Genomic DNA, 13360 nt, shown 5'->3' with positions numbered 1-13360 from the left:
TGTAAGGCTGTCACGACCACATGACCGGTTTGTTTCTCGGCGCCCAGACCGAATCGATCAGAAATTTGTGCGGATGGCACAATGTCGTCGATGTTTTTTGTTCAACGAATGGAAGCGCCCGTGGCGGCATACGGATCCCTGATATGGGTGGGACAGGCCCTCGGCCCGCGTGTCGAGGCCATCACCGAAGACCTCATCCGCGTCACCGAGCAGATGATTCCGCTCAACGACGTGGCCGCCGACCTGGCCGAGATGCGAGCCGCCAGCATCGCGGAGAACATCGCCGCCGTGCAGCACGTCCTGGCGAACGGTATCGATCCGTCCACTGTCAGCCCGCCTGCGGGCGCGGCCGCCTACGCCCAACGCCTGGCCCGGCGAGGTGTACCGCTGACGATCCTGCTGCGCGCCTACGGGCTGGGGCAGTACCGCATCCTGGACGCTGCGATCGGGCTGATCCTCGCCGTTCCCGGCCCCGACCAACCCGCCCGGATCGCGGAGGTCCTCGAGTTCGCGGGGACCTACCTGGATCGGCTCAATTCGTCGATGGGGCGAATCTACGAGGCGGAACGCGATCGCTGGCTCAGCAGTCGCCAAGCCGCACGGCAGCAGTGGATCGCACGTCTGCTCGACAACGAGGATGTCGACGTCGCGGCGGCCGAAGAAGTGCTGAACTACCGACTCGACCAGCGACACCACGCGGCCGAAGTATGGTCGACAGCCACCGGCACCGACGCCGTGCGCGCGCTCGAGCAGGCACGACAGCTGCTGTCCGCCGCGATGCGCACCCGCGGCTCCGAATTGGTCGCAGCGTCGGGGGACCGCGCCATGTGTCTCTGGTTCCCGATCGAGGAGCCGTGCGCGCTCCACGAGCTCACCGAACAGGTCGAGGCCTCCGGCCTGCCGGTACGAGTCGCTCTCGGCCCGATCGGCGAAGGGCTGCCCGGGTTTCGACGCTCGGCCCGCAGTGCGGCACGGGCGAAGGCGCTGGCCATTTCAGCGGGGGAGACCGCACCCACCGTGGTCGACTACGACACGGTCGCGCCCTTCGCGTTGCTGACCGACGACCCGGACGAACTCGCCGGCCTCGTCCACCGCGTCCTCGGCCCCCTCGCCGGCGACGGCACCAAGGTGGAGCTACTGAGGAACACCCTCGAGGTGTTCCTCGCCGAAGGCGCCAGCTACTCCCGCACCGCCCGCGTCCTCGACGTCCACCGCAACACCGTCCAATACCGCATCCAGCAGGTCACCGGCCGCTACGGCATCGCGGTCGACACCGACACCTTCGAGCTGCGCTTCGCCCTCGGTATCTGCCGCTGGTACCGCCACGTCCTGACTCGGACAATCTGAGTCCCGGTGGTTTGTGCATCCCGCACAGCTGATCGACAGCCGAAATCCGCTACATGACAGTGCCGCCGCGGCGGCCCGAGAGCCGAAATCCGCTTCGGGCGGAAATCCCTTCTGACAGTGGCGAGCTCGACCGCTGACGCCCATGATGGTCAGAAGAAGGATCGAAGTGAGGTGGGGGAATGAACAACAAGCTCATCGCCGACGTCGACCGTCCCTGAACCAGGGGAGCGGAACAGAACTAGCGATCGCTCCGCTGATCTGGGGTCTTACGCTGGTTCGCGGTGAAGCGCGCCTTCTTCTGACGATTCCCGCACGTGTTCATGTCACACCATTTGCGGGTGCGGCTCTGGCTGGTATCGAAGAAGGCCGCTCGACACGTCGGCGATGCGCACAAGGCCAATCTTCCGTCTCGTTCGCCCGCGATGATGCTGATCGCGTCGGCGGCGATGACGCCGAGTGCATCTTCTACACAGGAAGCCGAGCTGAGTCGCCATTCGCGGTTGCTCTCGGGCGTCAGGATCGCCGCCGCCCGCCCTTGAATGCTCCGGTCGTTGATGATTCGGACAGCAGACACAGGGGGAGTGTCCTGGATCGCGGCCGCTGTCGCGGCGGCGTGAATTGATTCCCGCAGTGTCCGAGCGAGTTCGAGCTGGGCGGTGGTGCAGGAGTCGACGGCTAAGCCGCTCGCCGCGAGCCAGTCGACGAGTCGCTGCGGCGTGGGAATGCGTTCCACGGCGTCGCCGTGACGCTCCGTCAAAGTCGCCGTGAAGCTGGTAGCCAGCACACTCCCGAGGCGGAAGTCAGGGAACTCGGCACGCATGGAACCACCTTAGCCGGTTGCGCATCGGAATCGCGGCGTGTTAGAACCGTCTTAGCCGGTTCTCGATAAGCGGTAGCCGGTTTCGCGACGGCAAGGAGGTCTCATGCCCCGCCCGACCAGCGACGTGCACCCATTCGAAGCCCACGCACCAGACGCTGACCTCGACGATCTGCGCGCGCGATTGGCCGCGGCGCGCCTACCGGAGGCCGAGACGGTCTACCGCGCGGCGCCCGACCCTCGGCGATGGGAGCAGGGAGTCCCTCTCGCGGACCTCGTCGACGTCGTGAATTACTGGCGCACCGAGTACAACTGGCGATCGTTCGAACAGCGCCTCAACCGGATCGGCCAGTTCCGCACGATCATCGATGACCTGGGAATTCACTTCCTGCACCGCCGATCCACGCGCGCGGACGCCGCTCCGCTGATCCTGACGCACGGTTGGCCGGACAGCATTGTTCGGTTCATCGATGTCGTAGACGAACTGGCAGATCCGAAAGACACAGACGCACCGGCATTCCACGTCGTAGTCCCGTCGCTGCCCGGCTTCGGCTACAGCGACAAGCCCGCCACCACCGGATGGGGCACCGAGAAGATCGCGGCCGCCTGGGTGGAACTCATGGAAAGGCTCGGCTACCGCCAGTTCCTAGCCCACGGCGGCGACTGGGGCGGCAACATCACCACGGTTCTCGGGGGCAGGTTCCCGGCGCACGTCCTCGGCATCCACACCACGTTCGCGGAGGGACCACCCCGGTTGACCACGGACGGACTGACGGCGGTCGAGCGCGAGTGGGCAGCGGAAACCCGCGACTTCTGGCGCCACCGCGCGGCGTACGCGAAGCAGCAGGCAACCCGACCACAGACCATCGGCTACTCGCTCGTCGACTCGCCGGTCGGGCTGCTCGCCTGGATCCTCGACAAGTTCGCCGAGTGGACCGATACCGACGACAGCCCGTTCGAAACGATCTCCATCGACAGCGTTCTCGACGATGTCACCCTGTACTGGCTGACGCGGACCGGCGCCTCCGCGGCCCGCATCTACTACGAAAGCCACAACGCGCTCGACCCAGAACTTCGCGTAGACGTGCCGTCAGCGATCACCATGTATCCACGGGACGTCGAGAAGGCTCCACGCGCATGGGCGCAGGAGCGGTACCGACAGATCGTCCGATGGAGCTTGCCCGAGAGCGGGGGACATTTCCCGTCGCTCGAGGTACCCGGGTACTTCGTCAAGGACCTGCAGGAAGGCCTCGCGGAAGTACTGGCGGCTGCGAATGTCCGATTTCCGTCTTGTTGACCACCTTGGAATAACTGGCAACTTCGTGCCCGACGGGATCGCCATCGAGTGCCCCGCACCTGCGCGGCAACACGACATCACAGGTATAACTCGGTCGGCCACGATGCCGCCCCGGTGACGCATGCGTTCCGGAATCGCCGGAACCATCGTTCACTTTCGGCTACTGTCCGGAACGGGGCCACCCGCTCGAGCGGACATCGCGATATCCGCTCCGTTCTACGAAGGAGCAGTATGTATCCGGGCGCACACGTCGACCGATTCCCCGACAAGGTTGCCATCGTCATGGCCGAGAGCGGCGCCACGCTGACCTATCGGCAACTGGAGGAGAACTCGATCCGGCTGGCCCGCCACCTCCACGACGCGGGGCTGCGCAGAGGCGATCATGTGGCGCTGCTGTCGGTGAACGACCCGAAGGTATACGAGGTGTACTGGGCCGCACTTCGTTCGGGGCTCTACATCACGGTCGTCAACTGGCATCTGACTCCCGCCGAGATCGGCTACATCGTCGACGACTGCGGGGCACGCGCGCTCATCGTGTCCGCAGCGCTGGCCGCGACCGCCGAGCAGGTCACCGCGCATACGCCGCAGGTGGAGATCCGGTTGGCCTTCGACGGTCCGGTCGAGGGATTCAAATCCTATGAGCAGGCGCTCGCGGCGGCCTCTCCCGAACCGTTGGCCGATCAGCCGCGCGGAGCCGACATGCTCTACTCCTCGGGGACCACGGGCAGACCCAAGGGCATCAAGCTACCGCTGTCCGATCGTCAGGTCGGCGATCCGCCCGGTGACACCTACACCGCGATCTTCGGCCCGCTCTACGCCTTCGAATCCCAGAGTGTCTACCTCTCACCCGCACCGCTGTATCACGCGGCGCCGTTGCGTTTCGGTGGTGTGGTGAACGCGCTGGGCGGCACCCTCGTGGTGATGGAGAAGTTCGACGCGGAGCTGGCACTCGCCACGATCGAACGGCACCGGGTCACCCACAGTCAATGGGTGCCGACCATGTTCGTCCGGATGCTCAAACTCGACGAATCGGTGCGAGCCCGCTACGACGTGTCGAGTATGCAAGCCGCCGTACACGCCGCCGCACCGTGTCCGGTCGAGGTGAAACAGGCCATGATCGACTGGTGGGGGCCGGTGCTGCGCGAGTACTACGCCTCGACCGAGGCCAACGGTGCCACCTTCATCGACAGCGAGCAGTGGCTGCGTAAACCGGGTTCGGTCGGTAGCGCGGGCCTGGGTGTCATCCGGGTGTGCGGCACCGACGGCGCCGAACTGGCGTCCGGCGAGATCGGCACCATCTATTTCGAACGCGAAGAACTGCCGTTCAACTACCACAACGATCCCGCCAAGACCGCCGAGGCGGTCCACCCGAACCATCCCACCTGGACCACCACCGGCGATATCGGTTACCTCGACGAGGACGGCTACCTGTTCCTCACCGATCGCAAGGCGTTCACGATCATCTCGGGCGGAGTCAATATCTATCCGCAGGAGATCGAGAACGCACTGGCCCTACATCCGAAGGTGTTCGATGTCGCGGTGATCGGCGTGCCCGACGAGGAGATGGGCGAATCGGTGAAGGCGGTCGTGCAACCAGCGGCCGGGGTCGCGGCAGGGCCCGCACTCGCCGAGGAACTGCGCGAATTCCTCGAGGAGAGGATCGGCGCCTACAAGGTGCCACGCACGGTCGACTTCTCCGAGGATCTGCCGCGTACGCCAACCGGAAAGCTGGTCAAGGGCAAACTCCGCGCCCGGTATCTCTGACCGACGGGCCCGCCGCCGATGCCGAAGCAGCACCCTACGCAGCGATGCCGGCCTCATGACATAAGCTGACCCCGGCACCGCGATATCCGTGCCTGGATCTGTGCTCGACAGAGATGCCCGCAGTTTCGATCTAGTTCTCAGATCGAACAGCACGCTTTTCTGCTCACGATCCGCTGACAAGCGGTGTTGCGCTCCATCCCGTGGCGATTGTGCTGTTCGGTTCGATAGATGCCCTGAACGGACCACCTCGCACGAAGGATCGGTATGAAGAGCGGAAAACGCGCCTGGATCGCAGCCCTCACGGGAACCCTCGTGGTCGTCGGCACCGGGGTCGTGGCCACATCGACGGTAGAGGCCCAGCCCCCGCAGTTACAGGTGGCGGGGGGTGACGTTATCCATGCCGACGGTGCTGCGACGGCGATCACGATTCCCGGCGCGGCCGGGCCGATACCGGCACGATCCACCCGGCTGGTCTACTCCAGCAACGACACCCACGGCGCGCCGAACACGGTGGTCGGCACCTATCTGGAGCCGAGTCAGCCGTGGACCGGCCCGGGCCCGCGACCACTGGTGGCATACGCGGGCGGCGCACAGGGGCAGAGCGCCGAATGCGCGCCGTCGGCGATGCTGGGGCAGGTGGTCCGGTACCAGCCGCCTGCCGACGTGGTCTTCGAATACGACATCATCGCGATCTATCAACTCCTGGCGAGCGGGATGGCGGTCGTGATGACCGACTATCACGACTTCGGGGTACCGGTAGTGCACAACTTCCTCAACCGCAAGACGCAGGCTTACGCGGTGCTGGATTCCGCGCGGGCCGCGCTGCGCCTGCCCGGTTCGGGACTCGGCCCGGATTCACCGGTCATCATCTACGGCTACTCCCAGGGCGGGATGGCCTCCGCTGCCGCCGCCGAACTGCAGGCCGAGTACGCACCCGAACTCAACGTGCGCGGAGCTTACGTGGGCGGGCCGGTGGCGGGGCCGCAGGACTTCATCGCGCGCAGCAACGGCACCCCCGGCGTCGCGCCCGCCATCGCGTGGGTGCTCAACGGAATCGCCGCCGACTACCCCGAGACCCGCCCGGTACTCGACGCCGAGCTCAACGACACCGGCAAGGCGATCCTGCGCGACTCCGCCGGCACGTGCGGGGGCGGTCTGTCCGAGATTCTCGTCCAGCCCCAGGACACGGCCCGGTGGACGACCAGCGGACGACCGATCACGGCCGTGATCGACGGTTCCCCCGAGTTGAAGCGGGCATTCGACGAGCAGCGGCTCGGCGGGACCGCCCCTGCGGCGCCGGTGCGCGTCTACTCGGCCATGCACGACGACAAGGCCACCTATCCCGCGGCGCGCGATCTTGCCGCGCAATGGTGTGGCGGCGGCGCGGCGGTACAACTGGAAGCCGACGGCACGGTTCCCGCGATGTCGGGCTTCTTGGGTACCCATGATCTGGCCTTCTTCCCGTCGCTGACGAGTTCGCAGCCCTGGATGGTCGATCGCCTCGCGGGCGTGCCCGCTCCGGTGAACTGCGCGTCGTTGCCCTGACAACGCCGGTCTCCATCAATCCTCGGGACCACAGGGGAGGGGCCTTCGAATTCTCTGCCGCGACAGGAAACGTCCGACATCAATCACACTGAGCGGACGCAGATCTCGGCAGAGAGTTCAGAGGGCAGTCGCACCCACCCGCGGTCGGCAAAGCTGGGGGTGGCCAGATGGTTTGCAGCCGGACGAATTCTGCTGAACGCAGCTGGCAGGGAGGGCACCGAGTAAGGGCTTACTTGACATAATGTGCATTATCGGCGTTTGAAGGCGGCCGGTCGGGAGGGGTATTCGCGAGTTCTGCGGATGCTTGCAGTGTGTGCTGAGCTGCACCGCGCGCAGACAGGCATCTCGGGATGTCTGTCTGCGCTCCCATTTTGTGCGCGCAGACAATTTATGCGGACCTCTGCACGACATTTCGGTATCTGGGACGAAATTCGGACAATTCTCGGATTGTTCGATTGATGACCGTTCGCGCTGAATGCCGCTAATCACCAGATCTGGGGCCTGGATCCACGGAAAGCTGATGCGGCCACCCGAAGGGCGGCACTCCCCCTCCCGCTTCCCCGACCTTATTTCGTCACAGTGACGAAACTATCGGAGGTTCCCCGACGGCGCACCGCATCACCGAACTCGAAGTGATGCGGTGCGCGACGAGGATCAGACGAGAACAGGGCTCAGGCGGCGCGATTCAGTGGCCTTTTCGGAGCTGGTCTCCGGGGCGTTGTCGGCATCGGCGGTGAGGTACTTTTCGGGCAACGACAGTTTCGCGATGGTGCGCAATGTCAGACCGTATTGCCGGACCAGGCTGCCGGTGGTGTAAGGCAGGCGATATTCGGCCGCCAGTTTGCGCACTTCACGTTGAATTTCGGGAAGTCGGTTGCTCGGCAGATCCGGGAACAAGTGGTGTTCGATTTGATGGCTGAGCGTTCCCGACAGAATGCGCATAAGGGGACCGACTTCGATATTGGCGCTGCCCAGGTATTGGCGCAGGTACCATTCGCCGCGAGTCTCGTTCTCGATATCGCGTTTGGTGAACTTCTCCGCACCGTCGGGGAAATGCCCGCAGAACGTGATGATCTGTTCCCACACGTTCTTGGTGAGGTTGGCGGTAATGTTCGCACGTATCGTCGATTTCCAGTTCCGCCCGGTCATCGCCGGGAAGATGACGTAGTCCTTGAGCAGCTGCTTTCCTGCCTTCTGAACGATTTCGTCACGAGCTTCCCGGAACTTCTTCTTGTCCTTCTTGCCCGCCAGCACGCGCGGGATCTCCAGGTGATACACGCACATGCCCAGTTCATAGAGCAGCGAGACCGGGACGAGGTAGACGAAGTTGCCGAGGTGGTAAGGACGCCAGCGACGGTCGCGGGTGATGCGGAGCAGGCCGTAGCCTTCGTCGGGGTCGAGGCCGAGCACGTTGGTGAAAACGTGATGGCGATAATTGTGCGCTTCTTTCCAATGCGCGGCGGGCATGGAATGGTCCCATTCCCAGGTGGTGGAGTGGATTTCCGGGTCGTTCATCCAGTCCCACTGGCCGTGCATGACGTTGTGCCCGATCTCCATGTTCTCGAGCACCTTCGACAAGGTGAGTAGGCCTGTCCCCCACCACCAACTGCTTTTCCGACCCGAGTCGATCAGCACGAGTCGAGCGGCGATCTCGCACGCTCGCTGAACGCGGATGACAGTCTTGATATATTTCGCGTCGCGCTCGCCCAAGCTGGATTCGATCTGTCCGCGCAACGCGTCCAGGCGTTGCCCGAACTCTTCGATGTCGGTCGGCGAGAGATGTGTGTACGCCTCGACGTCAGATATAGCCATCTGCTGTGTTCAACCCCTGTTCCGGTGCCGCGCGCCGGGCGCGGTCCTGGTGAGGATACGAACTCGAGGGGTCGATGCGGTGCAGTCCGCGTTATTTAGTTAGACATAACAGACTGGTGTCCAGAATTGGGTGGTAGTAGCTACTAGCCGTAGATCTTGTCCACCTCGGTGGCGTACTTCTTCATCACTTCTGCTCGCTTGAGCGACATCTTCGGCGTCAGTTCGCCGGTGGCCTCGGTCCAGTCGACGGGCAGAATGCGGACCTTCTTGATCGCCTCGGCATGGGACACCTTCTTGTTGGTGTCGGCGAGGACCGCGTCGATCTCCGCGACGAGGTCCGGGTTGCCGATCAGGGCCTCGTTCGTGGTGTCGGCGGGCAGGTTGTGGCTTTGCTTCCATGCCGGGAGTACTTCGGGGTCGAGGGTGATCAGGGCGCCGACGAACGGGCGGCCGTCACCGACCACCATCGCCTGGCTGATCAGCGGGTGGGCGCGCAGGGAGTCCTCCATCAGTCCCGGGGAGACGTTCTTTCCGCCTGCGGTGACGATGATTTCCTTCTTGCGACCGGTGATGGTGAGGTATCCGTCGCGGTCGATGGCGCCGAGATCGCCGGTCTGGAACCAGCCGTCGGCGAAGGCGTCCTCGGTGGCCTGGGCGTTGCCCCAGTATTCGTGGAATACGACCGGGCCGCGCAGGAGTAGTTCGCCGTCGGCGGCGATCTTGACGGCGTGGCCTTCGGTCGGGCGGCCGACGGTGCCGACGCGGGTATCGGCCGGGGTGTTCACGGTGATCGCCGCGGTGGTCTCGGTGAGTCCGTAGCCCTCGTAGATCGGGATGCCGGCACCGCGAAAGAAGTGACCGAGCCGAGCGCCCAGCGGTCCGCCACCGGAGACCGCCGCCTCGCAGCGTCCGCCGAGCGCCTGGCGTAGTTTGCGGTACACCAGTGTGTCGAACACGGTGTGGCGCAGTCTGAGCGAGAGACCGGGTCCCCCGGTGTCCAACGATTCGCTCCACGCGATGGCGGTCTCGGTGGCCAGGTCGAAGATCTTGCCTTTGCCGCCGGCGTGCGCCTTCTGCTTGGCGCCGTTGAAGACTTTCTCGAACACTCGCGGCACCGCGAGGATGAAGTGCGGTCGGTAGCTGCCGAATTGGTCGACGAGCGTTGACCAGTCGGAACTGAACGCGACGACCACCTTGGCGTCGAGCGCGGCCAGTGTCACCGCTCGCGCGAACACATGGGCGAGCGGCAGGAACATCAGCGTCTTGTTGCCCTGGGTGACGAACTCGCCCAGGGCGATGCGGTCCGATTTCGACTCCGCGTAGAGGTTGCCGTGCGTGAGAATGACGCCTTTGGGACGGCCGGTGGTGCCCGAGGTGTAGATCAGGGTCGCCGGGGCGCTCGCACCGACCTCGGCTCGGCGGATGTGGACGGCCGCGTCGTCGAGTTGGGCGCCGCGAGTGGTCAATTCCTCGACGACGCCTTTGTCGATCTGGAGGATTTCTCGCAGCTCGGGCAGTGCGCGATCGTCGATCTCCTCGATGATCGCGCGGTGTTTGTCGCTGTCGACGATGAGCAGTTTCGTCGCGGAGTCCTGCAGGATCCACGTGGCCTGCTCGGCGGCGGAGCTGTCGTAGATGGCGACGGTGCAGGCGCCGGTTGCCCAGATCGCGTGGTCGAGCACGACCCACTCGTAGCGGGTGGGTGCCATGATGGCCACGCGGTCGCCGGGTTCGATGCCCGAGGCGATGAGGCCCTTGGCCACGTCGGTGACCGTTCGTGCGAACTGGGCCGCGGTGATGTCGGTGAGTCCGCCGCTGCCGTTCGAGACGTTGAACAGCACCGTGTGCGGCGAGTGTTCGGCGTGCAGGAACACGCTGTCGGAATTGTTCGCGTGTTCCGGAATCGTGTAGGAAGCCGGGGCTTCGAACTCAGGCATCACAGGGCCCTTCCACGTGGGTTGATCAGTTATCGCGCGGGCGCGTGGTCGATGCCGAGACGCAGCAGTCCGCGCAGGTCGTAGGCATTGGTGGCCACCGCACCGACGACCAGGCCGATCGCGAGTCCGGCGAGGGTCATCGACAGGCCCTGTGCCATGCCCGCTTCGAGATGTCCGTCGAAGAACAGGATGGCGCGCACGGACAGGTAGATCTGATGCATGGGTTCGAAGGTGGCCATGTCGGCGATCCAGCGCGGTGTCGCCTCGAGCGGGATGGTGCCCGAGGACGACGGGATGCCGAGCACCACGAACACGATGAGATTGATCATCAGGCCTGCCGTGCCGAAGGCGGCCATCACCGACAGGGCGGTGACCGCGATGGCGGCGATCGCCAGTGTGCCATAGAGAAACAGCATCAGTGGTCGCTCGATCGACATGTTCAGCAGGGTGCCGACGCCGAGGAACACTCCGGATGCTAGCGGGGCGCTGATCGTGGCGATTGCCCATTTCACGAGCAGGGTGCGCCATCGGCTGATCGGGGCCGGGGCTGTGGTCTTGTGCCAAGGGCCGTATTCGGCGGGGATGTAGCCGAGGGAGGCGTCGACCAGCGAGTTGATCATCATCGCGCCGCTGAATCCGACGATCAGCAGCACCAGGGTGTAGAAGAACGCGGCCAGGCCTTGGCCGGTACCTTCGGGCAGTGGATGGTAGGCGCTGACCATGACGTCGATCGGCTCGGTGAGTTGCAGCTGGGCCGCGCCGCTGAGTGGGGTGGTGCCGATCGCGGCGTTGACCTGCTCAGCGAGTTGGGCGCCGACGGTGCTGTTCACCTGTGTCATGGCTTGGTCGGCGACGGTGTTCATGATCTGCGCGGCGAGAGTGCCTGCCCGTGGATTGGTGAGCACGGAGATGATCGGCTGTTCGACCTGGCCGGGGACGATCGATGCGGCGCCGAGGATGGCGACGCGCTTGGTGAAGTCGCCGGGGATGACGATGGCGCCGTACACCTCGCCGTTCTGCAGCTGTCGCTGGGCTTCGTTGATGCCGAGTGGGCGCAGGTCGATCTTGTCGGCGGGGATGTTGTCGCTCAGCGCCGTGGCGATCTGTGCGCCGATGTTGGTGGGTGTGCCGCCGACGGTGTCGCCGACGTCCTGGTTGACCAGGGCGATCGGGAAGTCGTGGAGGTGCTTCTCGGGGTCGGCGGTGTAGCCGAGGTACATGGTGCCCAGCAGCGCCGCCAGGATGGTGACCAGGGTGATCGGGGCCAGCCATTCGCGGATCGGCATGGTGCGCTGCTTGCGGGTGGGCGCGGTGTTGTCAGTCATGGCCTTCGTCAATGTAGTCAGCGACAACAAAGTAGTCAACGCAAACATTGAGCGGACGTCGGATATCCTGCTCGTACCATGTCCCTGCACACCCCGTACCACCACGGCGACCTCCGCGCCGCGCTGCTGACGCGCGCCGAGGCGACACTGCGCGAGGCCGGTGTAGACGGGCTGTCCCTGCGTCAGCTGGCCCGCGACACCGGTGTGAGCCATGCGGCGCCGAGTCGGCACTTCCGCGACAAGCAGGCGCTCCTCGACGCACTCGCCGTGACCGGGCTCGAACGCCTCGGCTCCTGTTTCGAACAGGCCGTGATCGAAGGACCCATCACGGCACGCCTACAAACCGTCGCCTACGCCTACCTGCGATTCGCCGTGGACAACCTCGAGCTGTTGCCGCTGATGTTCGCGCGCCGAAACAACTCCACCTCCGCCGATATCCAGCAGGCCGCCGACCGGGCGTTCGCGGTGCCGATCACCCTCATCGCCGAAGGTCAGGCCGCCAGCGAGATCGTTGCGGGTGACCCGAAACGGCTCGGTGTCACCGCCCTGGCCGCCCTCCAGGGGTTGGCTACCTTCGTCGGGTCCGGCTATACCGCCGACTACGACTCCGAACAGCTGCTCGACGACCTGGTCCGGCACCTCACCCTCGGCCTGCTCCCCCGGTCCTCCCCCAGCTGACGATCGCAGAACACGCCATCGACGACTGCTCAGTTGGATCCGGCCAGGACTACCGGGCGACCGTTGCGCGGCTGGGTGGGTCTGTTGCTGTGCGGGAACAGCGCGCGGTAACTGTCGACATCGCGGACCGCGACCGACATCGGGTGGCGCAGCACGATCCACTCGACGCCTTCGGTGCACGGGGGTGTGGTCAGGGAGCCTTGGTAGCGGAACTGGGCGAGGTCGGCCGGGAGGAACTCGCGCGGGTCGACGGTGGTGACAGCGCGGGTGAGTCCTGCGCGGTTCGGTGCGGCGGTGAGTATGCGACTCAGCGGGGTGGGGTCGGTGTGCGCGTTCAGGAGGACCGCGAGAACAGCCAGCCGGCCGGATCGGGCGGTGTGGACGAAATGCAGTTCCATGGCGGTCTCGGCGCCGTCGACTGTGTGCTCGCTGGGGAGATGGAAGTGGAATTGGGTCAGGGTGAACGGGGTTCCGTCGACGACGATGTGGTTGCCGGAGTCCGCTGGGGCGCCCACCTGAACGGTGTGTCCGTTGTTGAGCAGGTCCACCGAGGGGATGGGGCGGTAGTCGATCTCGATGTGGTCGGACGGGTGTAGTTCGGTGGGGCTGTCCAGGTCGATCGGCGATTGGGCGTGGCCGACTCGGCAGGCCGAGTAGCCGCGGTCGAGGTCGGCCCAGTGCTCGGGGCCCTCGGCGTCGTAGTCCCAGTGCGGCTTGCCCGTGGTGGCCGCGACCGAACCGCCGCAACCGGCGGCAGCGAGCAGTGCCAGTGCGGCGAGTGCGCCGCGGCGGGTGATGACGGGGCTGAGGTCTGTGTGACGAACCGGCACCGGTGTAG

General features: G+C 65.2%; 10 protein-coding genes. 5 read left to right on the top strand and 5 right to left on the bottom strand.

Annotated features, from left to right (window positions below; translation table 11 throughout):
• Nucleotides 1-108 precede the first annotated feature (108 nt).
• Nucleotides 109-1347, top strand: a complete 1239-nt coding sequence (locus tag NS1_RS02630; protein WP_062981172.1) for a PucR family transcriptional regulator — start codon at nucleotides 109-111, stop codon at nucleotides 1345-1347.
• A 238-nt stretch (nucleotides 1348-1585) separates the two neighbouring features.
• Here NS1_RS02630 and NS1_RS02625 read toward each other — a convergent pair whose 3' ends face one another.
• A complete protein-coding gene (locus NS1_RS02625) occupies nucleotides 1586-2167 on the bottom strand; it encodes a CGNR zinc finger domain-containing protein (RefSeq protein ID WP_062981171.1) in 582 nt (193 codons plus the stop codon).
• Between the two features lie 103 nt (nucleotides 2168-2270).
• On the opposite strand from NS1_RS02625, the gene NS1_RS02620 reads away from it, so the two are divergent.
• From NS1_RS02620 to NS1_RS02610, 3 genes are all read left to right on the top strand, one after another.
• Nucleotides 2271-3461, top strand: coding sequence for an epoxide hydrolase family protein (locus NS1_RS02620; RefSeq protein ID WP_062981170.1), 1191 nt, complete (start codon nucleotides 2271-2273; stop codon nucleotides 3459-3461).
• 231 nt (nucleotides 3462-3692) lie between these two features.
• Nucleotides 3693-5225, top strand: coding sequence for an acyl-CoA synthetase (locus NS1_RS02615; RefSeq protein ID WP_062981168.1), 1533 nt, complete (start codon nucleotides 3693-3695; stop codon nucleotides 5223-5225).
• 264 nt (nucleotides 5226-5489) lie between these two features.
• On the top strand, nucleotides 5490-6770 hold the full coding sequence (locus NS1_RS02610; protein ID WP_062981166.1) for a lipase family protein: 1281 nt from the start codon (nucleotides 5490-5492) through the stop codon (nucleotides 6768-6770).
• Nucleotides 6771-7424: 654 nt separating this feature from the next.
• Here the strand turns inward: NS1_RS02610 and NS1_RS02605 are convergent.
• From NS1_RS02605 to NS1_RS02595, 3 genes are all read right to left on the bottom strand, one after another.
• Nucleotides 7425-8582: a fatty acid desaturase family protein gene (locus NS1_RS02605; protein WP_062981164.1), complete on the bottom strand. Its 1158-nt coding sequence runs from the start codon at nucleotides 8580-8582 to the stop codon at nucleotides 7425-7427.
• A gap of 143 nt (nucleotides 8583-8725) precedes the next feature.
• Nucleotides 8726-10519 carry an AMP-dependent synthetase/ligase gene (locus NS1_RS02600; RefSeq protein ID WP_062981162.1) on the bottom strand — a complete coding sequence of 598 codons (1794 nt, stop codon included), beginning with the start codon at nucleotides 10517-10519 and terminating at the stop codon, nucleotides 8726-8728.
• A 29-nt stretch (nucleotides 10520-10548) separates the two neighbouring features.
• Nucleotides 10549-11844: a YhgE/Pip domain-containing protein gene (locus NS1_RS02595; protein WP_255284379.1), complete on the bottom strand. Its 1296-nt coding sequence runs from the start codon at nucleotides 11842-11844 to the stop codon at nucleotides 10549-10551.
• 78 nt (nucleotides 11845-11922) lie between these two features.
• Here NS1_RS02595 and NS1_RS02590 point away from each other — a divergent pair, with 78 nt between their 5' ends.
• Entirely contained in the window at nucleotides 11923-12522 is a 600-nt protein-coding gene (locus NS1_RS02590; protein WP_062981160.1) for a TetR/AcrR family transcriptional regulator, read from the top strand.
• 29 nt (nucleotides 12523-12551) lie between these two features.
• Here the strand turns inward: NS1_RS02590 and NS1_RS02585 are convergent, their stop codons facing one another.
• Complete coding sequence (locus tag NS1_RS02585; protein WP_062981158.1) at nucleotides 12552-13352, bottom strand: carbonic anhydrase; 801 nt, start codon at nucleotides 13350-13352, stop codon at nucleotides 12552-12554.
• Nucleotides 13353-13360 lie beyond the last annotated feature (8 nt).

Source organism: Nocardia salmonicida NBRC 13393, assembly GCF_001613085.1.
In the GTDB taxonomy this organism is placed as follows: Bacteria; Actinomycetota; Actinomycetes; order Mycobacteriales; family Mycobacteriaceae; genus Nocardia; species Nocardia salmonicida.
This window is presented reverse-complemented; position numbering and strand designations above follow the sequence as displayed.